Source organism: Streptomyces sp. NPDC039424, assembly GCF_055639495.1.
Window position 1 is genome coordinate 143,743 of sequence record NZ_JBVKAI010000015.1, and the last position, 26,225, is coordinate 169,967.

A 26,225-nucleotide genomic window follows, 5' to 3' on the forward strand; every position below is an offset into this window, starting at 1 on the left:
GGTGGGGCCTACGTCGGCGCCGCGGCCCCTGAGGGCTCGTGGCGCTTGGCGACGTGCTCCACAGAAGCAGGCCGGAAACGTGTCCGCAATGACCCCTTTTACTAGTTGTGGCCGGATCGGGGGGAATAGCCCTTCGTGTGAACTGGCTCTCAAAGCGCAGGTCGGAGGGGGTGCGCTGGCGGACATATCGGACAAGGCGCACTACGAGGTCGTATCGTAGGTGACGTGCGTCATGTGGGGTGCTTCACCGAGTGGGCGCGTCGAATGTGACCGCGGTCTCGAACGCGGCCCGCCGGGTGGCCCGGCGCAGCGCCCGCAGGAGCGTCGGGCCGAGCGTCAGGGTCAGGACCACCGTGCACAGGGCCCGGCCGAGGTCCCAGCCGAGCGAGGTGGCCAGGCAGTACGCGAGGAAGCGGGCCAGGTTCGCGGGGACGGCGGCGTGCGGGTCGAAGGCGATGTTCGAGGCCAGGGCGCCCATGAAGGGCCAGCCCGCGAGATTCATGACCGTGCCGTAGGCGAACGCGGCCAGACAGCCGTAGACCGCGAGGAGGGCGAGCTCGCCCCGGCCGCGCAGCCGGTCCGGGCCCGGCAGCAGGCCCGCGCCCATCGTGAACCAGCCCATCGCCAGCATCTGGAACGGCATCCAGGGCCCCACCCCGCCCGTGAGCAGGGCGGACGCGAACATGGTGACCGAGCCGAGGACGAAGCCGAAGCCCGGGCCGAGGACCCGGCCGCTGAGCACCATCAGGAAGAACATCGGCTCGATCCCGGCGGTGCCCGCCCCGATCGGGCGCAGCGCCGCCCCGGTGGCCGCCAGCACGCCCAGCATCGCGACGGCCTTCGGACCGAGCCCCGACTCGGAGATCGCCGCCGCGACGACCGCGATCAGCAGCACCAGCAGCCCCGCGAACAGCCACGGCGCGTCCTGGGCGTGCGCGGCGATCCGCGAGCTCGGTGGCGCGAGGAAGGGCCAGCCGAAGGCGACCACGCCGACGGCGCCGACCAGGGCGAGGGCGGTGACGGAGCGGGGGCCCAGGCGGACGGGGCGCGGGGAGCCGGTCATGACAGGGCCTGCCGTATCTGGGCCACCGTGAGCCACCGCTGCGGGGCGAGGATCTTGGTCACCTGGGGCGCGAAGGACGGGGAGGAGACCACGATGTCGGCCGTCGGGCCGTCGGCGATCACCTCGCCGTCGGCGAGCAGCACCACCCGGTGGGCGAGCTCGGCGGCCAGCTCCACGTCGTGCGTGGCCAGCACGATCGCGTGCCCCTCGGCGGCGAGCCCGCGCAGTACGGCGACGAGGCGGGCCTTCGCCGCGTAGTCCAGGCCGCGCGTCGGCTCGTCCAGCAGGAGCAGGGGAGGCCGGGCGGTCAGGACGACCGCCAGGGCGAGCGCCAGCCGCTGGCCCTCGGACAGGTCACGGGGGTGCGTGTGGTCCGTGATGCCCGGCAGCAGCTCGGAGACCAGCGCACGGCACGTACCCGGCTCCGCCCCCGCGTCCCGGTCGGCGGCCGTGCACTCGGCGGCCACGGTGTCGGCGTACAGCAGGTCGCGCGGCTCCTGCGGGACGAGACCGACCCGGCGCACCAGGTCGCGGGGCCGGGTGCGGTGCGGGACGGCCCCGCCGACGCGCACCGATCCGGCGGACGGTGCGACGAGTCCCACCAGCGCGGAGAGGAGCGTCGACTTCCCGGCGCCGTTGCGGCCCATCAGGGCGACCGTCTCGCCGGGGGCGAGGGTGAGGTCGACGTGCCGGAGGGCCTGGACACGGGCCCGGCGGACGGCGAGGGAGTCGGCCTCGGCGACCCGGGCGGGGGCCGGGGCGGGGGCGGCGCGCTTGAAGAGCCGACGGCGGGGAGCCTCGGAGCTCACCGGCGGCGGACTCTCGGGGGCCGCGAGGCCGGCGAGCCGGTCCCGGAGGTCCCCCGCCCGGCGGCGCGCGTCCCGCACCGTCAGCGGCAGCGGGGACCAGTCCGCCAGGCGGCCCAGGTCCACCACCGGCGGGTACACCGGGGACACCGCCATCACCTCGGCCGGGGTGCCCAGCACCGGGGCGGCGCCGGGGGCGGGCAGCAGGACGATCCGGTCGGCGTACTGGACGACGCGTTCCAGGCGGTGCTCGGCCATCAGGACCGTCGTACCGAGGTCGTGGACCAGGCGCTGGAGGACCGCGAGGACCTCCTCGGCGGCGGCCGGGTCGAGCGCCGACGTCGGCTCGTCCAGGACGAGGACCCTGGGGTGCGGGGTGAGGACCGAGCCGATCGCCACCCGCTGCCGCTGGCCGCCGGAGAGCGTGGCGATGGGCCTCTCGCGCAGGTCGGCCAGACCGAGCAGGTCGAGGGTCTCCTCGACGCGGCGCCGCATCACCTCCGGGGCGAGGCCCAACGACTCCATCCCGTAGGCGAGTTCGTCCTCCACCGTGTCCGTCACGAAGTGCGCCAGCGGATCCTGGCCCACCGTGCCCACCACGTCGGCCAGTTCGCGCGGCTTGTGGGTACGGGTGTCCCGCCCGGCGACGGTGACCCGGCCGCGCAGGGTGCCGCCGGTGAAGTGCGGCACCAGCCCGCTCACCGCGCCCAGCACCGTGGACTTGCCCACGCCCGACGGTCCGACGAGCAGGACGAGTTCACCCTCCGGCACCTCGAAGTCCACACCCCGCACGGTTGGTTCGGCCGCTCCCTCGTACGTCACGGAGACATCCTCGAAGCGGATCACGACGGCTCCTTGGGTACGACGAAGGCGGGCAACAGGGCGAGGAGTACGGCCGCCGCCGGCCAGAGCGGAAGCGTGGGCGCGATCAGCGGGACCACGCCGGGGTGCAGGGCGGCGGGGTCCTGTGCCGAGGCCAGGGCCAGCAGCGCGGCGACGGCCGCGCCGGACGCCGCGACCAGCCAGGCGCGCGTGTCCCAGGCGTCCGGGCGGTACCGGGTGCGCAGTGTGCGGCGCCCGCCCAGGCGCAGCCCCGCCAGCGCGGCGGCCACCCCGGTGAGCAGCACCGGCAGGCCGTATGTGCCGCCCTCGGCGGTGAGCAGCCCGTACGTTCCCGCGCACACCCCGAGCAGCCCGCCGAGGGTGAGGACGGCGGTGGTACGGCGGACCCGGGCCGGTACGTCGGCGCTGCGGCCGTACCCGCGCGCGTCCATCGCGGCGGCGAGGGCGACCGACCGCTCCAACGCGCCCTCCAGCACTGGCAGTCCGACCTGCAGCAGACCCCTGACACCCCGGTCCGGTCGGCCGCGCAGGCGGCGGGCGGCGCGCAGCCGCTGCACGTCGGCGACCAGGTTCGGCGCGAAGGTGAGGGCGACCACCACGGCCACGCCCGTCTCGTACAGCGCGCCGGGCAGGCACTTCAGCAGCCGGGCCGGGTTGGCCAGGGCGTTCGCCGCGCCCACGCAGATGAGCAGGGTGGCCAGCTTCAGACCGTCGTACAGCGCGAAGACCAGCGCCTCCGCCGTCACCCTGCCGCCCAGGCGGATGCCCTGCGCCCAGTGCGGGAGCGGGACTTCGGGGAGGGTGACGATCACGTGCGTGCCGGGGACGGGGGAGCCGAGCGCCACCGCGAAGACCAGGCGGACGAGGAGGACGGCCAGGGCGAGTCGGGCGAAGGCGGTGTAGGAGCGGGACCAGGGGGCGGCCGTGCGGTGGGTGGCGACCACGTAGCCCGCCGTCGCTATGAGGAGGGCGAGCAGGAGGGGGTTGGTGGTGCGGGTGGCCGCGGTGCCGAGGCCCATGGACCACAGCCACCAGGCGCCGGGGTGGACACCCGCGGCGCGCGGCGCCCTACGCATCCCGGCGCCGCCGTGCCTGCCACAGCGCGGCTCCGCCCAGCAGCACGACGGCACCCGCGCCTGCCAGCAGGCCCACCGACGGACCGTGCTCCGGGTCGTCCTTCGCCTGGGCCGGCGCCTGGTCCGGCGCCGGGCGGGACCTCCCCTCCGCCACCTGCTCCCCGCACCCCTTCTCCGGATACCCCGCGATCGCACACAGCAGTGCGTCGGCGTCGTACCGCAGCGGCCCCGCCACCGAGGCCAGCGCGTCGGCGGCGGTCCCGTCGGAGGAGATGACCGCACAGGCCGTCCGGCGGGCGGGCGGGGTCTCGCCCGACGGCGCGTCCGCGGACGTACCGAAGTCGAGCACGAGCGCCACCCGCTTCCGGCCCGCCCGCGCGGGCGAATCGGCGCAGATCGAGTCGAAGTCCGCCGTACCGCGCGGGCGCGTCGCGTCGGCGGAGTCCGCACTCACCGCGAAGCGGAAGCCCTGGACGTCGCCGTCGGAGGGCCGGGCGGTCGAGGGGCCCTGCGTGGCGTAGGTCCAGTGGCCGCCGGTGCGCTCCCAGAAGGACCAGTACCGGTAGCCGGTGGCCCGCGCCTGACCCGCGAGCCCCACGCAGAGGAGGGCCGCCAGGAGCAGCGCCCCGGCACGGCGGACGGCGGTCACGGCTGCCGCGTCCTCTTGCGTCCGCTGAGCAGGAAGCCGATCCCGATCCCGCCGACGAGGCCGGTGCCGATGATCCACCAGATGCTCACCCCGGAGCCGTCCTCGTCCTTCTCGTCCTGCGCGGCCTTCGCCTTGGCCGTCTGCGGCGCCGGTCCCGTCGCGCCCAGGGCCCGCACCAGGTCCGTACCGCCGAAGTCGCGCGGGTCGGCGCCCATCGCGTGCGCGGCGAAGATCAGCTCGGCGTAGGCGGCGGGCCCGCTCTGCTTCGCCCACGGCACGCCGTTCTTCTCCAGCCAGGCGTACGGCTTCTTCGCCTGCTTCGTCCAGCCCCGCGCGGCGAGGGCGACGACCGCGTCGGCGGTGTTGCCGTAGTCCGGCTGGTCCTTGGCACCCGCGAGGGCGGACTTGAGGTAGCCGGTGTCGTGCGTCGCGTCCGACAGGTACGCGGCGCCGTTGCGGGAGATGTCCTGCGGGGTGAGCTGCTTGCCGGAGTCGGCGCAGACGTAGCCCTCCTCCGGCGCCTTCCCGGCCTTCGTCACGAAGCCCTTGCCGAGCGCGCCCAGCACCCCGGCGGCCGTCGCGTCCGCGTTGCCCACCAGCCTGCCCTTCTTGTCCGGCTGGTAGGCGAGGGCGCCCCCGTCGTCCCCCTCGCAGGAGATGGACCACTTGGCCAGCAGTTCGGCCGGGGTCCTGCCCTCGGTGCGCAGCCGCAAGGGATCCTCGCCGGCCACCGCGAGCGCGCCGATGACCAGGGAGGTGGAGTTCGTGTCGCTGGGCGAGCCCGGCGTGTAACTCCAGCCGCCGTCCTTGTTCTGCATCATCTTCAGCCAGGTCACCGCCTTGCGGACCTCGCCGTCGTGCTCGCCGAGCGCCTTCAGCGCCTGCACGGCGACGGCCGTGCTGTTGGTGTCGGTCTGGGCGTTGGTCGCCGCACAGGTCTTGGCGGGGTCCGGCCGGTAGGCGGCGAACCCGCCGTCCGCGCACTGCTGCCCCACCAGCCAGTCGACGGCCTTCGCGGCCGGCCGGACGCCCACGGTGCGCTGGGCGAGCAGCGCGAGGGACTGCCGCCACACACCGTCGTACTTCGGGTCCGAGCTGCCGTACAGCCCCGACGGAAGTGCCGTCGACGGGGAGGGGGACGGGGACGCGGCGGTGGCGGGCGCTGCGGCGGCCATCACACCGATGGCGGCCAGAGCCGCTGCGCTGCGGCGGACGTTCATGGTCGGCGACTGCCTCTCCCTGAAGCGGAGCGCGGGCAGCACGGGACACCCCGGGCGGCTCGGCTCCGTAGACCTCGACGGTGCCGTGCGCGGCGGGCCGCCGACGCACGTGAGCCGGTCAACGTCCCGTACAGGGCAGTCCGGCTCACCGCCCAGGGCGGTTCACGGTTGCGGGCCAGCGCCGGAATTGCACCGGCTTCCCCCCGTACGGGTGTGATGACGACGCGGTCACTCTACCCGCCCGTAACCCTGAGACTGAGGGACGGCTGTGAGCCGAGGATCACAGCATCGGCCCCTAAGGTCGCGGCATGACACCGACGGGGAGACCGCTCGGCCCGGGGCGGTCGGCCGAGGTGTACGAGATCGACGCCTCCGCCGAGGGCGCGGTGAGCGGTGATGATGTACGCGCGCGAGCACGGCTACCCGGTGCCCCTCGCTGAGCCCGGCGGAGGCGGGCGCGGAACTCGCCCGCCCGCTGCGGCGTCTGCACGTCCTGCCCGCCCGGGACCCCGCCCACCCCTGCGCCCGCGTCCGGCCAACGCCGAGAACGGCCCGCCCGGCCGATGTGGCGTTCCAGGCCCCGCCCGGACCGGCGTGCGCAGAGGTAACGCCCCGGATGCTGCTCCCCCATAGGCAGCACCCGGGGCGGGACAAGGCGCACCCTCCGGCTTCGCTGAGCGGCCTCGGAGTGTGACCTTGCGTCATGATCCTGTCGTGTTCAGGCCTCAACTGTCAACGATTGCTGCCTAATTCCGCAGCTGATGTTGTCATGCCTTCTCGACCGGCGGGCGACCCGGTAGCCTCGCGTCAGCTCAGCCACGGAACCGACGACACGCCCAGGGGGGACTTCGGTGAGTGACGCCTACGCCCCGCTTGCCGGCGTGCTGGAGCGCCTCGGCGAGCTCACCGGGCGGCCGGGGGGCCGGCTGCCGGAGGTCCTGGACGTGGCCGACCTGTCGTACCGGACGGGGATACCCGCCGACGTGGTCGCCCGACTGCTCGCGGGCGGCGCCGCACCCGAGATCGGGCTGGACGAACGGGTCCGGCAGCGGCTCGACTTCATCCGCGAGACCCGGCGCCGGCCCGACGGCAAGCGCTACTCGCTGGACGAGCTGGCCAGGATCGCGGGAACGAGCCGGCAGTGGCTGAGCGTGTGGCGCAAGAGCGGTATGCCGAGCCTCGAACACGCCGACCGGCTGCGCCGGTTCTTCGGGCTGCCCGCCGGATACTTCACCGCGGACGAGCCCGAGGCACTGTACGAGGCCCTGCAACCGGTGCTCCAGAGCCTGGAGGCGGAGGCCGATCCGCTGCTGGTGCTGCGGGAGAGCGGGCTGGTGCGGCTGGCGATGCGCGCCCCGCGGATGAACGCCCGTCAGCTGGCCACGCTCGTCGACCTGGCTGAGATGATCATCAAGACCGAGGACGCTGACGCGGGCGCGGGCGGCCCGAAGGTTCGCGGGTGAGCCGCGTGCCGCACACCGCACACGAAGGACGATTAATGAGCCGGAAAAGATCGCCGAAGCGGTTCCTCGCCCAGCTCGTCCGTGACACCGCCGGCACACTGACACCGCCGACCGAGCCCGAGGCGTTCCTGCACGCCGTGTGCGACACGCTCAGCCCGCGGCTGGACCGGCCCGTCCGGCTGAAGTTCGTCGGCTTCCCGCCGGGGCTCGACGTCTCCGGGGTCACCTTCGCCAAGGACGACGAGTACATCGTCGTGGTGGAGGCCCGGGCACCCGGCGCGCACAAGTTCGTGATCGCCGGACACGAGATCGGCCACATCTACTACCAGACCCTGGACGTGCACTACCCGGCCGGCATGCCCGCCGCCGCCCGTCGGCTGCTCACCCAGGCCGACGAGGACATCCCCTGGGAGCGGGTGGTCGCCATGGCCACGCGGTCCCCGGCCGCCGCGACCGCCGAGGCCGAGTGGGAGGCCGAGCAGTGCGGGCTGCGGCTGGCGGCCAAGTTCTCCAAGGTCGTCGGCCCCCGGGCGGCGGCCGGCCGGATGACCCAGGACACCCTGACGGACCGTCTGTCGTCCTCGCTCGGCAACGTCGGCGGGCCGTGATGGGCTGGGACATAGCGGGCTCGTTCCTCGCCTACGCCGTTCCGGCCGTGCTGCTGGCCGTCGCCTTCGTGATCAAACTGCCGCTGCTCAGACGGGCGTGGCAGGACCCCATCCTGCGGGCGACGGCGCTGCTGCTCGGCATCGGAGCCGTCGTCTTCGCCTCCCTGCCGCCCGGCAACCTGCACCGCATCAACGAGCTCGCCGGAGTGCCCAACTTCGCCGGTCTCTGGGTCTACTCGCTGCTCACCGCCTACTGCGGCGCCTGCCTGTGGCTGATCATCACCTGGCGCGAGCCGCCGTCGGCCGTCCGGCGCCGGCGCACCCGCATGGTCTGGATCGCGTACGGCGTGATCATCGTCGGCCTGTGGGTGACCTTCCTGCTCGGCGACCACCATGTGGAGCGGCTGCGCGACCTGGACACCTACTACGCGAACACCCCGTGGATGCGCGAGTTCGCCATGCTCTACCTGGTCGCCCACATGGTGTCCGCGGTGGTCGCCGCGAGCATCCTGTGGGCCTGGTTCCAGGAGGTCCAGGACGCCTGGCTGCGCCGCGCGGTGGTGTTCCTACAGGTCGCCTACGCGCTCGGGTTCATCTTCGACGTCGCCAAGGTCGCCGCGATCGGCGCCCGCTGGAGCGGGCGGAACTGGGACTGGCTGTCGACGTACGTCGCGCCGCCGTTCGCCATCGCGGAGGCGATCCTGGTCGGGGTCGGGTTCATCGCCGGGCAGGCCGGCCCGCTCGCGGAGGAGCGCCGGCGGCTGTGGCGCACCCACCGGCGCCTGGAGCCGCTGTGGCAGGCGGTGCTGACGGTCACCGCGCCGTCCGCCCCGGCGACCGGCCGGGTCAGCGGCGCCGAACTCCAGCTCGAACTGCGCCGGGCCGCCATCAACGACGCCCTGCTCAAAGTCGCCCCGCACCTGAGCGGAACCCGGCGCGAGCGGGCCCGTCTGCAGGCCCTGGCCGCCGGTCACCCCGACCCCGTCGCGCGCGGCATCGCGGGCGCGGTGGACATCCTGGTCGCCGTGGACGCGCTGCGCTCCGCCGGTGAGGGCGGAGATCCGGGCCCGGAGTACGACGGTGACGGGCATTCCCCCGATGTCCCGGACAGCGAGCTGGAGTCGATCGCGCAGGCCCTGCGCCTTCACTCGTCGGCCATAGAAACGTTCCGCCGGCAGGCGGCCACCACAGAAGGTCTCACCCCACATGCCTGACAGACGGACCATCCATCGCCGTACCGCGATCGTCATCGGGGGCAGTACGGCCGGGATGCTGGCCGCCGCCGTGCTCTCCAGCCGGTTCAACGAGGTCACGGTGATCGAGAGCGACCGGCTGCCCGAGGGGCCCGAGCACCGCAAGGGCCTGCCCCAGGCACGCCACGCCCATCTGCTGTGGTCGGGGGGAGTGGCCGCGCTGGAGGAGCTGCTGCCGGGCGTCACCGGGGAGCTGGCCGGCAGGGGTGCCGGACTGATCGACGCGATGACCGACCTGGTCAGCAAGGCGCCCTCCGGGGAGTGGTTCCGGCGGTTCACCGACTCCCGCCACCACATGATCGTGTGCAGCCGCGACCTGCTGGACGCGGTGATCCGGGCGAACGTGCTGGGGCGGCGCCGGATCACCCTGCTCGACGGGACGAGGGTGGGCGGCCTGGTCGGCGACCGGGACCGGGTGACGGGCGTGCGCATACCGAACGGGCCCGCGGGCGGGGCGATCACCCTGCACGCGGACCTGGTGATCGACGCGAGCGGACGTGCCTCGCAGGCGCACAGGTGGCTGGAGGCGCTGGGCCTCGCCCCGGTGGCGGAGCGCGTGGTCGACGCGGGTGTCGCCTACGCCAGCCGCGTCTACCGAGCCCCCGGCTCCACCGCGTCCCGGCGCTTCCCGGTCGTCAACGTCCAGGCGGACCCGCGCCAGACCCCCGGCAGGGGCGGGATCATCGTCCCGATCGAGGACGACCGCTGGCTGGTCACCCTCTCCGGCACCCGGGGCGGCGAGCCCTCCGCCGACCCCGACGCGTTCGAGGAGTTCGCCCTCACCGGCCTCCGGGACCCGGTCGTCGGCCGTCTGATCTCCCAGGCCAAACCCTTGACGGACCCGGTCACCACCCGCAGCACCGCCAACCGCCGCCGCTACTACGAGAACGCCGAGGCCTGGCCCGACGGCTTCGCCGTCCTCGGGGACGCCGTCGCCGGGTACAACCCCGTCTACGGTCACGGTCTCTCGGTCGCCGCGCAGAGCGTGATCGCCCTGCGCCGGGTCCTCGACCGCCACGGCCCCACGGCCCCGGGCACCGCCCGCCGCGTCCAGCGCGCCGTGGCCGGCCCGGTCGGCAACGCCTGGGACCTCGCGGTCGGCCAGGACGCCTACTACCCCGGTGCCGCCCCCCAGCCCCCCACCGCCGTCGAGCGCCTCCTGAAGTCCTACGTCGACAAGGCGGTGGCCGCCGGTTCCGAGAACCCCCGCGCCCTCCACGGTCTCCTCGACGTCATGAGCCTCACCGCCCCGCCCACCCGCCTCTTCGCCCCCGACATGCTCTGGCACATCTTCTTGGGCCCCCGCAAGGGACGGCTGGACGGCCCGCCGCTGAGCAAGGCGGAACGGGAGGCGGCGGGTCTCAGCTGACGGCCCTCGGGGTCGGGCCGCCGAAGGGCAGGCGCAGGACCCGCCTTTCCAGCAGCCAGTGGTCCCCGACCCGGCGGAAGGTGTCCGCGTAGTCGCCGACCTGGACGGGCGGGCCGGGCGGGACCATGCCGCCCTCGTAGCCGTCGACCCGGTACGTCGAGAAGTACGAGATGGCGGTGGCCGTCTCCGGGGACGTCACGGTGACGAGGATGTTCGACATGACGCGGCGGGAGAGCCGGTCGGCGGGGCGCGAACCGAAGTACTCCCGCAGCGCGTCCCGCCCCTCGGACCGCCGTCCGTCCCCCGGCGGGGGCCACTCCCAGACGCCGTCCTCGGTGAACAGCTCGGCGACGGAAGCGGGTCCACCGAGGTCGAGACGGTGGATGAACTCGTGGATGACGCGTTCGCAGGCGCGCTCGGCGAGGAGGTTCTCCAAGGGGTCCATGACCCTGTGTACCAGCACCCGCCGCGGCCCCACGACCGGATTACACCGCCACGTAGGTCACCGGCTCGCCCCCCGCCACCGCCTCCGCCCGCCCCAGCTTCACCAGCCGCCGCAGATGGGCCTCCGCCTCCGACACCGCGATGTTCCTCGAGCCGTACGGGATCTGCTCCCAGGGGCGGTTCCACTCCATGCGTTCGGCCAGTTGCCAGGGGGTGAGGGGCTCGGCGAGCAGGGAGAGCAGGCCGGTGAGGCGTTCCTCGTGGTGTTCGAGCAACTGTCGTACCCGGCCGGGCGCGTCGGTGAAGGCGTGCTGGTGGGCCGGGAGGATCTCGGCGGGGGTGAGGCGGCCGACCCGTTCCAGCGAGTCCAGGTAGTCGCCCAGGGGGTCGGTGACGGTCGCGTCGTCGGGGTCCTCGTACAGGCCGATGTGCGGGGTGATCTCGGGGAGCAGATGGTCGCCGGAGAACAGGCGGCCGTGGCCGGGCAGGTGCGCCGGGTGGGTCTCCTCCAGGTGCAGGCAGACATGGCCCGGGGTGTGGCCCGGCGTCCACAGCGCGCGCAGGCGGCGGCCGGGGAGGTCGAGGAGCTCACCGGGGACGATCTCCCGGTCGGGCAGCGCGGGGGAGAGGCCGGGCAGGGTGCGATGGGGGTCCCTCCCGCTCGAGCGAAGCCGAGAGTGGGGGAGGGCCGTACGCAACGGCGCCACATGAGCGTCCGGCGCCCCGGCGGCCGTGAGCTTGGCGGCCATGTAGGTGTACCAGCGCTCGGGGCGGGTCTCCCGTGTCCGCCGGACGATCGCCGCGTCGGCCTCGTGCATCGCGATCCAGCCGCCGGAGGCCTCCCGCACCCGGCCCGACAGCCCGTGGTGGTCGGGATGATGGTGGGTGACGACCACGCCGTGCACCTCCCCGACCGAGGTCCCGAGCGCCACCAGCCCCGCGACCAGCGTGTCCCAGGAGGCCGGGTCGTCCCAGCCGGTGTCGATCAGCACCGGACCGCGGTCGGTGTCCACCGCGTACACCAGCGTGTGACCGAGGGGGTTGTCCGGAATGGGGACCGCTATGGACCGTACGCCACCACCGTGATCGAACGTCTTCGTCATCTGTCCTCCACCCGCGGCCGTCGCACCACGGCCATTGCCCACTATAACTAGAACTGATATCAGTTCTGAAACAGCGTCAGAAACGGTGCGGCGGGAGGCAGTCGGCCATGACCGAGCTCGTGGAACACGGACAGCTGTTCATCGGCGGGGAGTTGACCGACCCCCTCGGCAAGGACGTCATCGAGGTGATCTCCCCGCACACCGAGCAGGTCATCGGACGGGTGCCGCACGCCTCGCGGGAGGACGTGGACCGGGCCGTCGCCGTGGCGCGTCGCGCCTTCGACGAGGGGCCCTGGCCGCGTACGACGCTTCAGGAGCGGATCGAGGTCGTCACCCGCATCAAGGACGCGATCGCCGCCCGCCACGAGGAGATCGCCCGCGTGATCTCCTCCGAGAACGGCTCCCCGTACTCCTGGAGCGTCCTCGCCCAGGCCCTCGGCGCGATGATGGTGTGGGACGCGGCGATCAGGGTCGCGCGGGACTTCACGTACGAGGAGACCCGCGACGCTGTCCTCGGGAAGATCCTCGTACGCCGCGAGCCGGTCGGGGTCGTCGCGGCCGTCGTGCCCTGGAACGTCCCGCAGTTCGTCGCCGCCGCCAAGCTCGCCCCCGCGCTGCTCACCGGCTGCACGGTGGTGCTCAAGCCGTCGCCCGAGTCGCCCCTGGACGCGTACCTCCTCGGCGAGATCGCGAAGGAGGCCGGGCTGCCGGACGGCGTGCTGTCCATCCTCCCGGCCGACCGCGAGGTCAGCGAGTACCTGGTCGCCCACCCCGGCGTCGACAAGGTCTCCTTCACCGGCTCGGTCGCGGCCGGCAAGCGCGTGATGGAGGTCGCCGCGCGCAACCTCACCCGGGTGACGCTGGAGCTGGGCGGCAAGTCGGCGGCGGTGGTCCTGCCGGACGCGGACATCGGGACGGCGGTGCCCCAGATCGCCTCGGCTGCCTGGATGAACAACGGCCAGGCCTGTGTCGCCCAGACCCGCATCCTCGTACCGCGCTCCCGCTACGCCGAGTTCGCGGACGCCTTCGCGGCGGCGGCGAGCGCGCTGGTGGTCGGCGACCCGCTCGACCCGGCCACCCAGGTCGGCCCGCTGGTGGCCCGGCGCCAGCAGCAGCGCAACCTCGACTACATCCGCATCGGCCAGGAGGAAGGCGCCAAGATCCTCACCGGCGGCGGCCGTCCGGCGGGCCTGGATCGCGGCTGGTACGTGGAGCCCACCCTCTTCGGCGACGTGGACAACTCCATGCGCATCGCCCGCGAGGAGATCTTCGGCCCCGTGATCTGCCTCCTGCCGTACGGCGAGGAGTCCGAGGCCCTGAAGATCGCGAACGACTCCGACTACGGCCTCTCCGGCAGCGTGTGGACGTCCGACGTCGAGCACGGCATCGAGGTCGCCCGGCAGGTCCGTACCGGCACCTACTCGGTCAACACCTTCAGCCTCGACATGCTCGGCCCGTTCGGCGGCTACAAGAACTCGGGGCTCGGGCGGGAGTTCGGCCCCGAGGGATACGGCGAGTACCTGGAGCACAAGATGATCCATCTCCCGGCCGGCTGGGAGGGGTGAGCGCCCATGGGCGACCGCTGGCACATCGAGGTCGACCGCTCCGTCTGCATCGGCTCGGCCCAGTGCCTCCACCACGCCCCCGACGGCTTCCACCTCGACACGGCCCGCCAGTCCCACCCCGCCGAGGCCGACACCGACGCGAACGAGCGGGTGCTGGCGGCGGCGGAGAACTGCCCGGTGGAGGCCATCGTGATCACGCTGTTGGGCGGTGGGGAGGTGGTGTTCCCGCCCGAGGACTAATAAGAGGACTGGAAGACCGGAAAAAAAGTCTCCATTTGGGGCTTGCATACCCTTATGGGCGTTCTATGCTGATATCAGCCTACGAGACGAGTGAGGGAGTCCGACCGGAGTAGCCGACTCTGGCGAGACGCCGAGGCTTACGCCGAGGCATCCGCCGGTGCCGACATCGACGGTCGGGCTGAGAGGCCGAAGGGCAGCAGTCAGGCCCGACGGCGACCCCCATCACCTGATCCGGACCATGCCGGCGAAGGGAACCCGTCTCGTAGGTCCTTTTCATGTCAGAGCGACGACGGTTCGGGGCCGCGCCACGCCCCCTTCACCCGCTCGAATTCCTCCACGTACGAGCCCTTCGGCAGGGCTGCGCGCAGACGGGGCAGGTCGGAGGGGCGGAGGAGACCGAAGGCACCGGGGGGAAGCGCGTCGAGGAGCTGCGCCGTGTGGGCGGCCAGCCAGTCGTCGAGACCCAGTTCCGCGGCGAGGCGGAGGAGGCCGACGAGGGCGCCGGGGTGCTCCGCGGCGACTTCGGGGAGGTCGAGGTTCGCGAGCAACTCGTCGAAGTGGCGGGCCGCGGCGGCGCCGCGCAGGGACCCCGACCACTGCCAGGTGCCGGTGGAGTGGCTCAGGTGCGTCATCCGCAGCAGGTCCCGCAGAGCGGATCTGCGCGCGCCCGGGGAGTCGTCGTCCCGGACGAGGACGGTGCGCAGGGAGTCGAGCGGGCGGGTCAGGTGGGGATTTCCCCGGTCCAGGGCATGTCGGACACAGTCCAGGAGCGGTCGCTCCATCGCCCGGGTGAGGGGGACGCCGCCTTTCACGAACGCGTGGTGCAGGCGGGACACGAGGGATGCGAGTGCGTCGTCCGACAGCTCGGGGACGTCATGGACCAGGTGGCGCAGCACGGCCTCGAGATAGGGGCCGCGCTCGGGCCGCGACAGCGTCTGGGCGTGCTCCAGGCACTCGGCGTACAGGTCGGGCCGGACCGTGGGGGCGTACACGTCGCGGGTCAGCAGGGCGACGAGTGGTTGCAGGGCCGACTGGAGACGGTTGTCGACCGGGGCGGTGAACGTCGACGCGGCGCTCGGCACCTGCAGCAGCAGCGGGTAGCCGATGTGCAGCAGAACCTCGATGTCCTGATCGCCGACGAAGGAGAGCCGCCTGATCAGCTCTGACGCGCCCGTGGCGGAGAGCCGGTCCTCCAGCCGGTCCGACAGGGACGTGCCCGCCTCGGGCGGAGACGGCCACAACGCCCAGTTGAGCTCATGGTGGGACAGTGGCGTCCGGCGCGTACTGATGCGCAGATCGGCCTTCTGCTCGCCGGCGCCCCTGGGATCCGGGCGCCAGCAGCGTTCGGGACTGAGGGTCGAGGACAGCGCGGCCCATGACTCGACGGACAACTGCCCCTTCCACCCCAGGGCGTGCCGCCGCCAACCGGCAGCCGCGCCGCCGGCGGCGTCGACGAGTTCCGAGGCGTACACCTCGTCCGCCGCCAGCACCGCGATCAGCAGCAGGTTCGCCTCGTACACCGTGTCCCGGTACGCCCTCCTCAGCCGGACCGGGGCGTACTCCACGCGGGTGCGGTGCCCGCCGTCCCACGCGGCCGCGCGGAAGAGGTCGACGAGCGCGGGCACCAGGTCGGTGCGCGAGCGATCCGCCGGCCACGTCGCGAGCATGTCCCGCAGGTTCTGCCACAGTTGCGCCCGGTCGGTGAGCGGGGCGAAGGACAGCAGCGCGTACAGCTCCCCGTCGTCCGGGGCGGCACGGCGGTCGGCGGCCACGGCGTCGGCGAGCCGGCGCAGCGCCCCCTCGATCAGCCGGGCGGCCAGATGCTCGCCGAAGGTCGCGTGCATGAACTCGTAGCTGCGCAGCCTCTCCTCCGTGACGACGGCCTGAGCCTCGTGCACGAAGAAGAACCGTCCGAACAGCAGCCCCGAGCCGTCGCCCGCGTCGCCGGGTGCCGAAGTGCCGAGCGCCCGCAGGTCCCGGTCGGCCTCCTCGCCGCTGATGGCCTGGACACCTCGGTGGAACATCGAAAGGGCGATCACCGACAGGCGGTGCAGCTCGCGTTCGACGGCGACCGCCGCCTCCGCGGGGGGCAGGGGGCCGTCCTTGTCGACCTGGCGGCGGACGAACTCCTTGAGCAGCCGGTCGTAGAGCTGCGTCCGGCTGATGTTCTCCTGCCGCAGGCCCCGCAGGGTGCCGTCGACCGCGTCGTACAGCGCCAGCATGAGCAGCAGCAGGGGCTGGGCCGCGAGGTCCCGGTGGGAGAGGACGACCTCCGGCGTGAGCGGCCGCAGGCCCTGCCGCTCGAAGTAGCCCGCGTTCGCGGCGTTCCAGACGGTGAGCCAGCGCTCGATCTCCGGCTCGCCGAAGGGTTCCAGGCGCAACACCGGGCTGTCCTGGGGGACGACCGCGCGGTCGGCGACCACCGTGCGGCTCGTCACGAGCACGATCAGTGGACGTCCGAGCTGCGCCTCCCGCCGCTGGAAGGCCTCGACCTCCTGCAGATAGCCCCACTGCTGCGCGGATCCGAGCCGTTGGGCGCCCGCCTGGAGCAGTTCGTCGAATCCGTCCAGCATGACCACGGGGGTGGGACCGGATTCCTCCTCGGCCCAGTCCGGCCAGCCGACTTCCCGTCCCGTGGCCCGTTTCAGCGCGTGCTCCAGCTGGGTCTGTACATCCGCCTCGGCCGGCGTGTGCCGCAACTCCACCCGCAGGGCGCGGAACTCCCCGGCCGGGAGCCGGGCCGTCAGCAGTTTCGTGAGCAGTGACTTCCCGGCACCCGGGTGGCCGAGCACGACCAGCGGTGCCAGGAGGGCGGGAAGACCGAGGAGGTGGGCGGCCAGGAACCGCTCGATGCCGTCGTACGGCGGCTGCTCCTCCCACCACTTGTCCGAGGCGATCCCGGCACGTGTGCTCCGGGACCGGCCCGCCAGACGGAAGCGGGGGGTGACATAACCCTCCGCGAGGCTCGGGAGTCGCGGCCCGGGGGAGTCGAGCGAGGCGATCGGGCCGCGCAGCAGTGTGCCGCCCGTCGCCGCTCGTCCGTCCCGGCCGGCGAATTCCGTGAGGAGGTCCCCCAGTCCGGCCAGCCCGGTTCCGGCCGCCCCGTCCTCGGACACGGCGCCGGGCACGCCCGCCACCAGCGCGAACTCGGGGCACGACGCGGCCAGCGGGGTGGCCAGACGCACATAGTCGCGCACCAGCCGCGACGCCTCCTCGGCGGTGACGCTCTCCTGGAACTCCGCCAGCGGTGACACATAGGACATGTGCGAACCGTCCGCCAGATCCTGGATCAGCCGTGCGGCGTCCTCACGACCCGGTGTGCGGCGCGCCACCGTCGCCGCTACCAGCACTACGCGCGCCGCCTGGATCAGGGCGGCACGTGCGACACCGTGCACGGCGCGCACCCGTTCGGGGAAGCGCTTGAGCAGGTAGTCCAGGACGCGTTGCTCGCTCCGCTCACCGAGAGGAGGCCTCATCAGCGTGTCCATGGCGACCGACCACTCGCCGCGGTCCCCGGTCAACAGGCCCACCGCGTCCTCGACCCCCATGACGGAGCAGTCGGCCGCATCAAGTCTTGGCGCGGGCGCGGGCGCGGGGGGCGGCGGCGCGGCCGGCCGCCTGAGGTGAGCCCGTGACGTCTCGGCCGCCCGCTCCAGTTCCGCGTGCCGGAACCTCCACCAGCGGACCTCGAGGTTCGTGCCGGCCGGCGGTGGTGCGGCTCCGTTCCGCTCGGTGCAGAGGTCGACGATCCGCCGCACCGTGTCCCAGTCGGGCGGGGTCCGCCGCCGCCCGCCGAGCAGCTCCGAGACCGAGCTGGTGCTCCTCAGGCCGAGTGCCTCGGCGATCTCCGGCTGCGACACATGGCACGTGCGCACGAGGCGGCGCAGTTCGGCGCAGAAGTCGGCGACTGGACCCACCGGTGGTGCGGCCAACTCCCAACCCCTTCGGTGCGGTTCGGCGGACGACTCCGAAGCGTACGGCCTGACCTGCGTGTTCCGCCGGGGATTCGGCGGGAGTCGGGGATCGGCCGCGGCCTCGTCGGGGCGGTGGATCGTCGGCGTGCCAGCAGTCGACCGTTTCTCCCCGAGGAAGCGCCATGCCGTCCCAGACGCTCCACCTGCCCGTCCTGTTCGCCGCCGTCGCCTTCGCCGCCGTCTACGCGGGCGTCGTCCTCCCCGCCGTCTGGTCCCGCAAGCGGGCCCGCCGACGGGCGGCCCTCAAGGTGCTCACCCAACTCCTCGGCGCCCTGCGCCGCTGGACTAGGCGCTAGTCGTGGCGACCGCTGTCCGGGTCCGTGAGGTCGATCAGGCGGCAGACCGTTTCGATGTCGATCTTGACCTGGGCGATGGAGGCGCGGCCCGACAGCCAGGTGATCAGGGCCGAGTGCCAGGTGTGCTCGATGACGCGGACGGCGGAGAGCTGCTGCGGGGTCGGGTCCTCCAGGCCCATCGCGTCCAGGATGATCACGGTGGTCTGGCGGGAGACCTGGTCGACCTCGGGGGAGACGCTGCGGTCGGCGAAGGTCAGGGCGCGGACCATGGCGTCGGCGAGGTGCGGCTCCCGCTGGAGGGCGCGGAAGGCCCGCATGAGGGTCTCCGCCACCCGCTGGGCCGGGGTGTCCCCCGCGGGGGGCTTCTTCCGCAGGGTGCCGTGCATGTGATCCAGCTGGTCCTGCATGGTGGCGACCAGCAGATGCACCTTGGACGGGAAGTACCGGTACAGCGTGCCGAGCGCCACCTGCGAGGACTCGGCGACCTCCCGCATCTGCACCGCGTCGAAACCGCCGCGGCTGGCCAGCTGCGCGCTGGCGTGCAGGATCCGGCGGCGCCGGGCCTCCTGTCGCTCGGTCAGGGGAGCGGCGGCGGGTTGCGCGGTACTGGATTCCACCTTGGCGTGCGCTGGCATGGGTCCCGTTCCGTGACAGTCGGTGAGGCAGCCGGTGAGGGCGAGTGATCACCCAGCATGTCAGGGGCCCGGCCGTGGCGCGAATCACCTGATCCACTGCTCACAGCGCCCCTACCTGCCGGTAGATTCAGAGCCTCTTGAACGATCAAGTCTGAAACTTGTTCTAGATTAGCGTCCCGGCGTAGTCTCGCGGGACAGCGCAGGGAGAAGGGGGCCCAGAGTGACCGCTGAGGCCAGGGAGGCGGGTACCGAGGAAGGCCCCGCCGCCGACGGCGAGCGACCGCTCCGCATCGGGCTTCTCACCTATAAAGGGAACCCGTTCTGCGGCGGCCAGGGCGTCTACGTACGGCACCTGTCGCGAGAACTGGCCCGCCTCGGCCACCGGGTCGAGGTCATCGGCTCGCAGCCGTATCCGGTCCTCGACGAGGGCTACGAGGGACTGAGCCTCACCGAGCTGCCCAGCCTCGACCTGTACCGCCAGCCGGATCCCTTTCGCACCCCCCACCGCGACGAGTACCGCGACTGGATCGACGCGCTCGAGGTCGCGACGATGTGGACCGGCGGCTTCCCGGAACCGCTGACCTTCTCGCTCCGCGCCCGCCGCCGGTTGCGCGCCCGGCGCGGCGAGTTCGACGTCGTGCACGACAACCAGACCCTCGGGTACGGCCTGCTGGGCGACATCGGGGCACCGCTGGTCACCACCATCCACCACCCCATCACGGTGGACCGCCAGTTGGAACTGGACGCCGCCGACGGCTGGCAGCGCCGCTACTCCGTACGCCGCTGGTACGCCTTCACCCGCATGCAGAAGCGCGTCGCCCGCCGCCTGCCCTCCGTGCTCACCGTCTCCGGCACCTCCCGCCAGGAGATCGTGGACCACCTCGGCGTTCGCGAGGACCGCATCCACGTGGTCCACATCGGCGCCGACACCGACCTCTTCTCGCCGAATGCGGCGGTGCCCGTGGTCCCCGGCCGGATCGTCACCACCTCCAGCGCCGACGTGCCGCTCAAGGGCCTGGTCTTCCTCGTCGAGGCGCTGGCCAAGGTGCGCACCGAACACCCCGACGCCCACCTCGTCGTCGTCGGCAAGCGCGCCGAGGACGGCCCCGTCGCCCAGGCCATCGAGCGGTACGGCCTGGAAGGCGCCGTCGAGTTCGTGAAGGGCATCTCCGACGCCGAACTGGTCGACCTGGTCCGCTCGGCCGAGGTCGCCTGCGTGCCGTCGCTGTACGAGGGCTTCTCCCTGCCGGCCGCCGAGGCGATGGCCACGGGCACCCCGCTGGTCGCCACGACCGGCGGCGCGATCCCCGAGGTCGCCGGGCCCGACGGGGAGACCTGCCTGGCGGTGCCGCCCGGCGACGCGGGGGCGCTGGCCGCGGGGCTGAGCCGGTTGCTGGGGGACGCGGAACTGCGGGCACGGCTCGGGGCCGCCGGGCGCGAGCGCGTGCTGGAGCGGTTCACCTGGGCGCGGGCCGCCGAGGGCACGGTCGCCCGGTACCGCGAAGCCATCGCCCGCTCCAAGGTCGGGAATCCAGGCCGCCCCGCGGCCGCAACAGGCGTCTATTCCGAAAGCAGGGCCACGTGCTGACCGTCGACTTCTCCCGGTTCCCGCTCGCCCCGGGCGACCGCGTCCTGGACCTCGGCTGCGGGGCGGGCCGGCACGCCTTCGAGTGCTACCGGCGCGGCGCGCAGGTCGTGGCCCTCGACCAGAACGCCGAGGAGATCCGCGAGGTCGCCAAGTGGTTCGCGGCGATGAAGGAGGCCGGTGAGGCCCCGGCGGGCGCCACCGCGACGGCGATGGAGGGCGACGCCCTCGCGCTGCCCTTCCCGGACGAGTCCTTCGACGTCGTCATCATCTCCGAGGTGATGGAGCACATCCCCGACGACAAGGGCGTACTCGCCGAGATGGTGCGGGTGTTGAAGCCCGGCGGCCGGATCGCCATCACGGTCCCGCGCTACGGCCCCGAGAAGGTCTGCTGGGCCCTGTCCGACGCCTACCACGAGGTCGAGGGCGGCCACATCCGCATCTACAAGGCCGACGAACTGCTGGCCAAGATCCGCGAGGCGGGCCTGCGTCCGTACGGCACCCACCACGCCCACGCCCTGCACTCCCCGTACTGGTGGCTGAAGTGCGCGTTCGGCGTCGACAACGACAAGGCGCTGCCCGTGCGGGCGTACCACAAGCTGCTGGTCTGGGACATCATGAAGAAGCCGCTGGCCACGCGGGTCGCCGAGCAGGCGCTGAACCCGCTGATCGGCAAGAGCTTCGTGGCGTACGCGACCAAGCCCCACCTCCCCCGGCTCTCCGAGGCGGACGCCAAGTGACCACTCCCCGGACAGAACACCTCGTCCTGCCCGGGGTCCTGACCGCCGAGCAGGCCGCCGAGACCGTACACGGCATCCTCGCCGCACAGCGGGAGGACGGCGCGATCCCCTGGTTCCGGGGCCACCACCTGGACCCCTGGGACCACACCGAGGCGGCCATGGCCCTGGACGCGGCCGGCCAGCACGAGGCCGCCGAGCGGGCGTACACCTGGCTCGCACGGCACCAGAACGAGGACGGCTCCTGGTACGCCGCGTACGCCGACGGGGCGCACGACGACGTGACGGACCGCGCCCGCGAGACCAACTTCGTCGCGTACATAGCGGTCGGCGTCTGGCACCACTACCTCTCCACCGGCGACGACACGTTCCTGGACCGCATGTGGCCCTGCGTGTACGCCGCGATGGAATGGGTGCTGCGCTCCCAGCAGCCCGGCGGCCAGATCGGCTGGCGGCGCGACGACGACGGCACCGGCACGCCGGACGCGCTGCTCACCGGCAGCTCCTCCATCCACCACGCCCTGCGCTGCGCCCTCGCCATCGCCGAGCAGCGCGAGGAGCCGCAGCCGGACTGGGAGCTGGCGGTGGGTGCGCTGCGCCACGCGATACGCCGTCACCCCGAGCGCTTCCTCAACAAGGACCGCTACTCCATGGACTGGTACTACCCGGTCCTGGGCGGCGCCCTGACCGGCGCGGAGGCGAAGGAGCGCATCGAGTCCGACTGGGACCGCTTCGTCGTCCCCGGCCTCGGCGTCCGCTGCGTCGTCCCCAACCCCTGGGTGACGGGCGGCGAGTCCTGCGAACTGGCCCTGGCCCTCTGGGCGGTGGGCGAGTCCGACCGCGCCCTGGAGATCCTCCAGTCCATCCAGCACCTGCGCGACCCCGAGACCGGCCTCTACTGGACCGGCTACGTCTTCGACGACGGCGCCGTCTGGCCCCGCGAACTCACCACCTGGACAGCGGGCTCCCTCCTCCTCGCGGTAGCCGCCCTCGGCGGCCACGAGGCCACCTGCGCGGTCTTCGGAGGCGAACACCTGCCACCGGGCCTGGACCCGGACTGCTGCGCCTAGCCGTCCGGCGGTCGGGCGGGGGACGCGGGCCCGGGTGGGTCCTCCGGGCCCCGGGGCGGGCCACCTGTGTGACCGGCCCGCCCCCGGGACGGGGTCAGTGCCGGTGCATCCGGTTGGCGATGGCGTGGCCGACGAAGAGGTAGACCACGGCGGCCAGGCCGTAGCCGGCGACGACCCGGGCCCAGGCCTCGTCGAAGGTGAACAGGTCGCGGGACCAGCCGGCCAGCCAGGCTGCCGCGTCATGGACGAACTGGACCAGGTCGTTGGCCCGGTTGGCGTCCAACAGGTACATCAGGATCCACAGTCCGATGATGACGGCCATGACGTCCGCGACCACCGCGATGACCGTTCCAGCGGAGTTGGAACCACTGCGATATCGAGGGGACATACCTTCCGTCTGGCCCCGGAATCCCGGTTGAAACCGGCGAGACCTAGGAGTTGAGCTCCGCCAGGACCCGCAGGGTGTGTGGATCCGGGGACAGTGCCAGCAGGTCCGTCACCGGGCCCTTGCGCCACAACTCCAGGCGTTCGGCGATGCGTTCGCGGGGGCCGACCAGGGAGATCTCGTCGGCGAAGGCGTCCGGGACGGCTTGTACGGCCTCCTGGCGGCGGCCGGAGAGGAAGAGCTGCTGGATGCGGCGGGCCTCCTCCTCGTACCCCATGCGCGCCATCAGGTCGGCGTGGAAGTTGCGGGCCGCGTGGCCCATACCGCCGATGTAGAAGCCGAGCATGATCTTCACCGGGAGCAGGCCTTCGGCCACGTCGTCGCAGACGCGCACCTGGGCCATGGGGGCGACGAGGAAGCCCTCCGGGAGGTCCGTGAGGGAGGGGCCGTACGCCTCGGGGCGGGTCGGCGCCCAGTACAGGGGGAGCCAGCCGTCGGCGATGCGGGTCGTCTGGGCGACGTTCTTCGGGCCTTCGGCGCCGAGGAGGACGGGGAGGCCGGGGCGCAGGGGGTGGGTGATGGACTTGAGGGGTTTGCCGAGGCCGGTGCCGTCCGGGCCCCGGTAGGGGTGGGAGTGGAAGCGTCCGGCCAGTTCCACCGGCGCCTCGCGGCGCAGCACCTGCCGTACGACGTCCACGTACTCCCGGGTCGCGGTCAGCGGCGAGGCCGGGAACGGGCGGCCGTACCAGCCCTCCACCACCTGGGGCCCCGACAGCCCGAGGCCGAGCATCACGCGCCCGCCGGAGAGATGGTCCAGGGTGAGCGCGTGCATCGCGGTGGTGGTGGGGGAGCGGGCCGCCATCTGGGCAACCGCCGTGCCCAGCATGATCCTTGAGGTCTGCGCGGCGATCCAGGTGAGCGGCGTGAAGGCGTCCGATCCCCAGGACTCCGCCGTCCACACGGAGTGGTAGCCGAGCCGCTCCGCCTCCTGCGCGAGGGATACGTGGCCGGCGTTCGGGCCGCGCCCCCAGTAGCCGAGTGCCAGACCGAGCCGCATGCCACCAGCCTCCGATCTGATGGGACGTCAGAAAACCTGCGGGCCACCGACCTTACGGCAACGGCCCCCCGCCCGGAAGGGCGAGGGGCCGTACGCGACGGTCGCGGCGGACTCAGCCGCGCTGGATCCCGGAGGTGTCCTGCAGCACGCCACGGCGGCCGTCCTGGGTCTGCGCGACCAGGTGCGCGCCGCGCTGCTCGACCGCCAGGTACCAGGTACCCGGGGCCAGTTCGGCGATCGGCGCGGGCGAGCCGTCCTCCGCGAACAGCGGACGCGCCACCGGCACCGCGAACCAGAACGGCGAGAAGTCCCCGGCCGGCTGCGCGGCCGGCTGCGGCTGGCCCTGCGGCTGCGCGGCCGGCGGCGGCTGCTGCCCGAAGGGCTGACCCGGCTGCGGCTGAGTACCGTACGGCTGCTGCGGCGCACCCGGGTAGCCGTAACCACCGGGCGGCTGGGCGCCGTAGGGCTGCGGGGCCGGCGGCTTCGGGGCCGGGACGAGGGCGGCCTGGAGGGCGGGGACCAGGGGGGTGGCGATGGCGGCGGCGGCCAGCACGAGGGCGGCGATGAAACCGAGGATGAGCCCGGCGCCGGCGTCCACGTTGTCGGAAACGTCCACCAGCGACCAGAAGAGCGTCCAGGCGGCCAGGATCGCGAAGCCGGTGCCGACCATGCCGAGGTCCAGGCCGGCCACCTTGCGCTGCTGCGGCATGCAGCGGTTCAGGACGATCAGGCCGGCACCGATGACGGCACCCATGTATATGCCGAGGCCATTCCCGAGGTCGTCCCACGCGTTCTGGCTGTCCGAATAGCCTTGGTAGGAGTACGAGAAGTACGCGAGGAACGACGCGATGAAGAGCAACACCGCTGCTCCGATCACCACGCCGTCGCCTCGAGTGAGGGAGCGGATATTCACTTCAGGTCCTTCGTAGGTCGTCTCGTCGTCGGCAGGAGGCGTCGCGGGGGTGGCCCCTGATCGTAGGCACACTATCGTTCGAACGATCAGGCTGTACGACGGGACCGACCGCCGATCACTACCCGCGCAGGAAACTCACGATTCCCTCAGAGATCCCTTGCGCCGCCTTCTGCCGCCAGGCGCCGCTGGTGAGCAGTGCCGCGTCCTTGCTATCGCGCATGTTGCCGCACTCGATGAACACCTTGGGAACCGTTGACAGATTGAGACCGCCCAGGTCCTTACGCGTGACGAGACCGGTGCCGCCGCCCACGTAGTTGGAGGGGGCCTGACCCGTGACCCGTACGAAGTTGCCCGCGATGCGCTCGCCGAGCGCGCGGGAGGAGCCGACGATCGGGCGGGTGTCGGCGCCGCCCGCGTGCACGGACGCGGGAAGGATGACGTGGAAGCCGCGGTCGCCCTCGGCCGAGCCGTCGGCGTGGATGGAGATGGCCGCGTCCGCGTGCGCGGTGTTGCCGATCCGGGCGCGCTCGTTCACGCAGGGCCCCCAGGGCGGGGAGTCGCCCTCGTGGGTCAGCTTCACCGTGGCGCCCTGCTTCTGAAGGATCGTGCGCAGCCGGTCGGCGACGTCCAGCGTGAACCGGGCCTCCGTGTAACCGGAGTTGGTGGACGTGCCGGTGGTGTCGCACTCCTTGGAGTTGGTGCCGATGTCGACCTGGCGGTTGATCTCGGCCGTGTGCCGGAAGTTGCCCGGGTTGTGCCCCGGGTCGATGACGACGACCTTGCCCTTGAGCGGGCCGGAGGCGGCGGGCGCGGAGGCCGACGGCTTGGTGGCCGTGGGCTTCGGGCTCGTCTTCCCGTCGTCGTCGGCGGAGCCGGTCGGAGAGCCGGACAGGGCCGTCGAGGGCGACGAGGACAGCGTGCGCGGCACGGACGCCGAGGTCGCGCCGGCGCCGGGCCGGCCCGAGCCGCCCGGGTCGCCCACGGCCTCGTACACCAGCCAGCCGAGCAGCGCGCCCGGCACCAGCGCCGCGAGCGCAACGGTCAGCGGGCCGCGCCGGGGCCGGCGCGGCTGCGGGGGATCGAAGTCGGGTCCTACGTACGACACGTCAGCGACTCTAACGGGGAGCCAGGGACTCCGCCTCCGTTCGCCGCAGCACGCGCAGCGAGCCGGTGACCGAGACCTCCGTGAACTCGCCGGATTCCAGGGCCCGGAGGTAGACCCGGTAGGGGGCCTGGCCGGTGAACTCGTCCTCCGGGTCCGGGAACACGTCGTGGATGACGAGCAGGCCGCCTTCGGCCACATGGGGGGCCCAGCCCTCGTAGTCGGCGCCCGCGTGCTCGTCGGTGTGGCCGCCGTCGACGAACACCAGGCCGAGCGGGGAGTTCCAGAACGCGGCGATCTGCGGGGAGCGGCCGACCAGGGCCACCACGTGCTCCTCCAAACCGGCCCTGTGCAGGGTCCTGCGGAAGGCGGGCAGCGTGTCCATCAGGCCGACCTCGGGGTCGACCGTCTCCGGGTCGTGGTACTCCCAGCCCGGCTGCTGCTCCTCGCTGCCCCGGTGGTGGTCCAGGGTGAGCGCGGTGACCCCCGCCTGCCGGGCCGCGTCGGCGAGCAGGATGGTGGAGCGTCCGCAGTACGTGCCGACCTCCAGCAGCGGCAGCCCCAGCCGCCCCGCCTCCACGGCCGCCGCGTACAGCGCCAGCCCCTCGTCCACGGGCATGAACCCCTTCGCCGCCTCGAACGCGGCCAGGATCTCGGGCTTGGGTGCCGCGGGCATGGGTCCCTCTCGGTCGTGTGTGCGTATGAGCGTATGAGCGCCCCATGGTGCCGCACCCCCTGCCGCCGGGGCGACAGGGGGTGCGTGTGGTGC

General features: G+C 72.8%; 24 protein-coding genes and 1 riboswitch. Of the genes, 10 read left to right on the forward strand and 14 right to left on the reverse strand.

The window, feature by feature from the left end; translation table 11 throughout:
• Positions 1-244 precede the first annotated feature (244 nt).
• From ACZ7L0_RS31240 to ACZ7L0_RS31260, 5 genes are read right to left on the reverse strand one after another with little or no spacing between them, the layout of a single operon-like run.
• On the reverse strand, positions 245-1,063 hold the full coding sequence (locus ACZ7L0_RS31240; protein WP_471245872.1) for an ECF transporter S component: 819 nt from the start codon (positions 1,061-1,063) through the stop codon (positions 245-247).
• A complete protein-coding gene (locus ACZ7L0_RS31245) occupies positions 1,060-2,715 on the reverse strand; it encodes an ABC transporter ATP-binding protein (protein ID WP_471245873.1) in 1,656 nt (551 codons plus the stop codon). The genes ACZ7L0_RS31240 and ACZ7L0_RS31245 overlap by 4 nt, the downstream gene beginning before the upstream one ends.
• Positions 2,712-3,788 carry a CbiQ family ECF transporter T component gene (locus ACZ7L0_RS31250; RefSeq protein ID WP_471245874.1) on the reverse strand — a complete coding sequence of 359 codons (1,077 nt, stop codon included), beginning with the start codon at positions 3,786-3,788 and terminating at the stop codon, positions 2,712-2,714. The genes ACZ7L0_RS31245 and ACZ7L0_RS31250 overlap by 4 nt, the downstream gene beginning before the upstream one ends.
• Positions 3,781-4,437 (reverse strand): SCO2322 family protein, encoded by a 657-nt coding sequence (locus ACZ7L0_RS31255; RefSeq protein WP_471245875.1) that lies wholly within the window; start codon positions 4,435-4,437, stop codon positions 3,781-3,783. The genes ACZ7L0_RS31250 and ACZ7L0_RS31255 overlap by 8 nt, the downstream gene beginning before the upstream one ends.
• Positions 4,434-5,657 (reverse strand): prenyltransferase/squalene oxidase repeat-containing protein, encoded by a 1,224-nt coding sequence (locus tag ACZ7L0_RS31260; protein WP_471245876.1) that lies wholly within the window; start codon positions 5,655-5,657, stop codon positions 4,434-4,436. The genes ACZ7L0_RS31255 and ACZ7L0_RS31260 overlap by 4 nt, the downstream gene beginning before the upstream one ends.
• Before the next feature lie 139 nt (positions 5,658-5,796).
• Positions 5,797-5,920, reverse strand: a riboswitch (cobalamin riboswitch).
• A 588-nt stretch (positions 5,921-6,508) separates the two neighbouring features.
• On the opposite strand from ACZ7L0_RS31260, the gene ACZ7L0_RS31265 reads away from it, so the two are divergent.
• The 4 genes from ACZ7L0_RS31265 to ACZ7L0_RS31280 are packed head-to-tail and all read left to right on the forward strand — an operon-like array spanning position 6,509 to position 10,350.
• Entirely contained in the window at positions 6,509-7,120 is a 612-nt protein-coding gene (locus ACZ7L0_RS31265) for an XRE family transcriptional regulator (protein ID WP_471245877.1), read from the forward strand.
• 35 nt (positions 7,121-7,155) lie between these two features.
• Positions 7,156-7,728, forward strand: a complete 573-nt coding sequence (locus tag ACZ7L0_RS31270) for a hypothetical protein (protein ID WP_471245878.1) — start codon at positions 7,156-7,158, stop codon at positions 7,726-7,728.
• On the forward strand, positions 7,728-8,942 hold the full coding sequence (locus ACZ7L0_RS31275) for an MAB_1171c family putative transporter (RefSeq protein ID WP_471245879.1): 1,215 nt from the start codon (positions 7,728-7,730) through the stop codon (positions 8,940-8,942). Before ACZ7L0_RS31270 ends, ACZ7L0_RS31275 begins: the two co-directional genes overlap by 1 nt.
• Positions 8,935-10,350: an FAD-dependent oxidoreductase gene (locus tag ACZ7L0_RS31280; RefSeq protein WP_471245880.1), complete on the forward strand. Its 1,416-nt coding sequence runs from the start codon at positions 8,935-8,937 to the stop codon at positions 10,348-10,350. Before ACZ7L0_RS31275 ends, ACZ7L0_RS31280 begins: the two co-directional genes overlap by 8 nt.
• On the opposite strand, the gene ACZ7L0_RS31285 is transcribed toward ACZ7L0_RS31280, so the two are convergent.
• Positions 10,343-10,795: a nuclear transport factor 2 family protein gene (locus tag ACZ7L0_RS31285; protein WP_471245881.1), complete on the reverse strand. Its 453-nt coding sequence runs from the start codon at positions 10,793-10,795 to the stop codon at positions 10,343-10,345. The genes ACZ7L0_RS31280 and ACZ7L0_RS31285 overlap by 8 nt on opposite strands.
• Positions 10,796-10,835: 40 nt before the next feature.
• Positions 10,836-11,897: an MBL fold metallo-hydrolase gene (locus ACZ7L0_RS31290; RefSeq protein ID WP_471245882.1), complete on the reverse strand. Its 1,062-nt coding sequence runs from the start codon at positions 11,895-11,897 to the stop codon at positions 10,836-10,838.
• A gap of 107 nt (positions 11,898-12,004) precedes the next feature.
• Between ACZ7L0_RS31290 and ACZ7L0_RS31295 the strand changes: the two genes are divergently transcribed.
• Together ACZ7L0_RS31295 and ACZ7L0_RS31300 are read left to right on the forward strand one after the other, a co-directional pair.
• Positions 12,005-13,462: an aldehyde dehydrogenase gene (locus tag ACZ7L0_RS31295; protein WP_471245883.1), complete on the forward strand. Its 1,458-nt coding sequence runs from the start codon at positions 12,005-12,007 to the stop codon at positions 13,460-13,462.
• A gap of 6 nt (positions 13,463-13,468) precedes the next feature.
• A complete protein-coding gene (locus tag ACZ7L0_RS31300; RefSeq protein WP_471245884.1) occupies positions 13,469-13,702 on the forward strand; it encodes a ferredoxin in 234 nt (77 codons plus the stop codon).
• A 278-nt stretch (positions 13,703-13,980) separates the two neighbouring features.
• Here ACZ7L0_RS31300 and ACZ7L0_RS31305 read toward each other — a convergent pair whose 3' ends face one another.
• Positions 13,981-17,634 (reverse strand): NACHT domain-containing protein, encoded by a 3,654-nt coding sequence (locus ACZ7L0_RS31305; protein WP_471245885.1) that lies wholly within the window; start codon positions 17,632-17,634, stop codon positions 13,981-13,983.
• 164 nt (positions 17,635-17,798) lie between these two features.
• On the opposite strand from ACZ7L0_RS31305, the gene ACZ7L0_RS31310 reads away from it, so the two are divergent.
• A complete protein-coding gene (locus ACZ7L0_RS31310; RefSeq protein WP_471245886.1) occupies positions 17,799-17,972 on the forward strand; it encodes a hypothetical protein in 174 nt (57 codons plus the stop codon).
• On the opposite strand, the gene ACZ7L0_RS31315 is transcribed toward ACZ7L0_RS31310, so the two are convergent.
• The gene (locus ACZ7L0_RS31315; RefSeq protein WP_471245887.1) at positions 17,969-18,607 is read right to left on the reverse strand and encodes a TetR family transcriptional regulator; all 639 of its coding nucleotides are present in this window, start codon (positions 18,605-18,607) and stop codon (positions 17,969-17,971) included. The genes ACZ7L0_RS31310 and ACZ7L0_RS31315 overlap by 4 nt on opposite strands.
• Before the next feature lie 220 nt (positions 18,608-18,827).
• Here ACZ7L0_RS31315 and ACZ7L0_RS31320 point away from each other — a divergent pair, with 220 nt between their 5' ends.
• From ACZ7L0_RS31320 to ACZ7L0_RS31330, 3 genes are read left to right on the forward strand one after another with little or no spacing between them, the layout of a single operon-like run.
• Positions 18,828-20,195, forward strand: coding sequence for a glycosyltransferase family 4 protein (locus ACZ7L0_RS31320; protein WP_471245888.1), 1,368 nt, complete (start codon positions 18,828-18,830; stop codon positions 20,193-20,195).
• Positions 20,189-20,932 carry a class I SAM-dependent methyltransferase gene (locus ACZ7L0_RS31325; protein WP_471245889.1) on the forward strand — a complete coding sequence of 248 codons (744 nt, stop codon included), beginning with the start codon at positions 20,189-20,191 and terminating at the stop codon, positions 20,930-20,932. The genes ACZ7L0_RS31320 and ACZ7L0_RS31325 overlap by 7 nt, the downstream gene beginning before the upstream one ends.
• Entirely contained in the window at positions 20,929-21,999 is a 1,071-nt protein-coding gene (locus tag ACZ7L0_RS31330; protein ID WP_471245890.1) for a prenyltransferase/squalene oxidase repeat-containing protein, read from the forward strand. Before ACZ7L0_RS31325 ends, ACZ7L0_RS31330 begins: the two co-directional genes overlap by 4 nt.
• 94 nt (positions 22,000-22,093) lie before the next feature.
• Here the strand turns inward: ACZ7L0_RS31330 and ACZ7L0_RS31335 are convergent, their stop codons facing one another.
• The 5 genes from ACZ7L0_RS31335 to ACZ7L0_RS31355 all read right to left on the reverse strand — a co-directional run bounded on the left by ACZ7L0_RS31335 (position 22,094) and on the right by ACZ7L0_RS31355 (position 26,132).
• The gene (locus tag ACZ7L0_RS31335; protein WP_471245891.1) at positions 22,094-22,387 is read right to left on the reverse strand and encodes a hypothetical protein; all 294 of its coding nucleotides are present in this window, start codon (positions 22,385-22,387) and stop codon (positions 22,094-22,096) included.
• Positions 22,388-22,430: 43 nt separating this feature from the next.
• On the reverse strand, positions 22,431-23,441 hold the full coding sequence (locus ACZ7L0_RS31340; RefSeq protein WP_471245892.1) for an LLM class F420-dependent oxidoreductase: 1,011 nt from the start codon (positions 23,439-23,441) through the stop codon (positions 22,431-22,433).
• 112 nt (positions 23,442-23,553) lie between these two features.
• Positions 23,554-24,321 carry a DUF5336 domain-containing protein gene (locus ACZ7L0_RS31345; RefSeq protein WP_471245893.1) on the reverse strand — a complete coding sequence of 256 codons (768 nt, stop codon included), beginning with the start codon at positions 24,319-24,321 and terminating at the stop codon, positions 23,554-23,556.
• Positions 24,322-24,472: 151 nt separating this feature from the next.
• Positions 24,473-25,459, reverse strand: a complete 987-nt coding sequence (locus ACZ7L0_RS31350; RefSeq protein ID WP_471245894.1) for an N-acetylmuramoyl-L-alanine amidase — start codon at positions 25,457-25,459, stop codon at positions 24,473-24,475.
• 10 nt (positions 25,460-25,469) lie between these two features.
• Positions 25,470-26,132, reverse strand: coding sequence for a class I SAM-dependent methyltransferase (locus tag ACZ7L0_RS31355; RefSeq protein ID WP_471245895.1), 663 nt, complete (start codon positions 26,130-26,132; stop codon positions 25,470-25,472).
• Positions 26,133-26,225 lie beyond the last annotated feature (93 nt).

Bases quoted from the DNA above. Each gene is read 5' to 3' on its own strand.
- ACZ7L0_RS31300 (WP_471245884.1), top strand. From the start codon at position 13,469: ATGGGCGACCGCTGGCACATCGAGGTCGACCGCTCCGTCTGCATCGGC.
- ACZ7L0_RS31285 (WP_471245881.1), bottom strand. From the start codon at position 10,795: ATGGACCCCTTGGAGAACCTCCTCGCCGAGCGCGCCTGCGAACGCGTC.
- ACZ7L0_RS31280 (WP_471245880.1), top strand. From the start codon at position 8,935: ATGCCTGACAGACGGACCATCCATCGCCGTACCGCGATCGTCATCGGG.
- ACZ7L0_RS31275 (WP_471245879.1), top strand. From the start codon at position 7,728: ATGGGCTGGGACATAGCGGGCTCGTTCCTCGCCTACGCCGTTCCGGCC.
- ACZ7L0_RS31270 (WP_471245878.1), top strand. From the start codon at position 7,156: ATGAGCCGGAAAAGATCGCCGAAGCGGTTCCTCGCCCAGCTCGTCCGT.
- ACZ7L0_RS31295 (WP_471245883.1), top strand. From the start codon at position 12,005: ATGACCGAGCTCGTGGAACACGGACAGCTGTTCATCGGCGGGGAGTTG.
- ACZ7L0_RS31310 (WP_471245886.1), top strand. From the start codon at position 17,799: ATGCCGTCCCAGACGCTCCACCTGCCCGTCCTGTTCGCCGCCGTCGCC.
- ACZ7L0_RS31240 (WP_471245872.1), bottom strand. From the start codon at position 1,063: ATGACCGGCTCCCCGCGCCCCGTCCGCCTGGGCCCCCGCTCCGTCACC.
- ACZ7L0_RS31340 (WP_471245892.1), bottom strand. From the start codon at position 23,441: ATGCGGCTCGGTCTGGCACTCGGCTACTGGGGGCGCGGCCCGAACGCC.
- ACZ7L0_RS31290 (WP_471245882.1), bottom strand. From the start codon at position 11,897: ATGACGAAGACGTTCGATCACGGTGGTGGCGTACGGTCCATAGCGGTC.
- ACZ7L0_RS31355 (WP_471245895.1), bottom strand. From the start codon at position 26,132: ATGCCCGCGGCACCCAAGCCCGAGATCCTGGCCGCGTTCGAGGCGGCG.
- ACZ7L0_RS31260 (WP_471245876.1), bottom strand. From the start codon at position 5,657: ATGAACGTCCGCCGCAGCGCAGCGGCTCTGGCCGCCATCGGTGTGATG.
- ACZ7L0_RS31335 (WP_471245891.1), bottom strand. From the start codon at position 22,387: ATGTCCCCTCGATATCGCAGTGGTTCCAACTCCGCTGGAACGGTCATC.
- ACZ7L0_RS31250 (WP_471245874.1), bottom strand. From the start codon at position 3,788: ATGCGTAGGGCGCCGCGCGCCGCGGGTGTCCACCCCGGCGCCTGGTGG.
- ACZ7L0_RS31315 (WP_471245887.1), bottom strand. From the start codon at position 18,607: ATGCCAGCGCACGCCAAGGTGGAATCCAGTACCGCGCAACCCGCCGCC.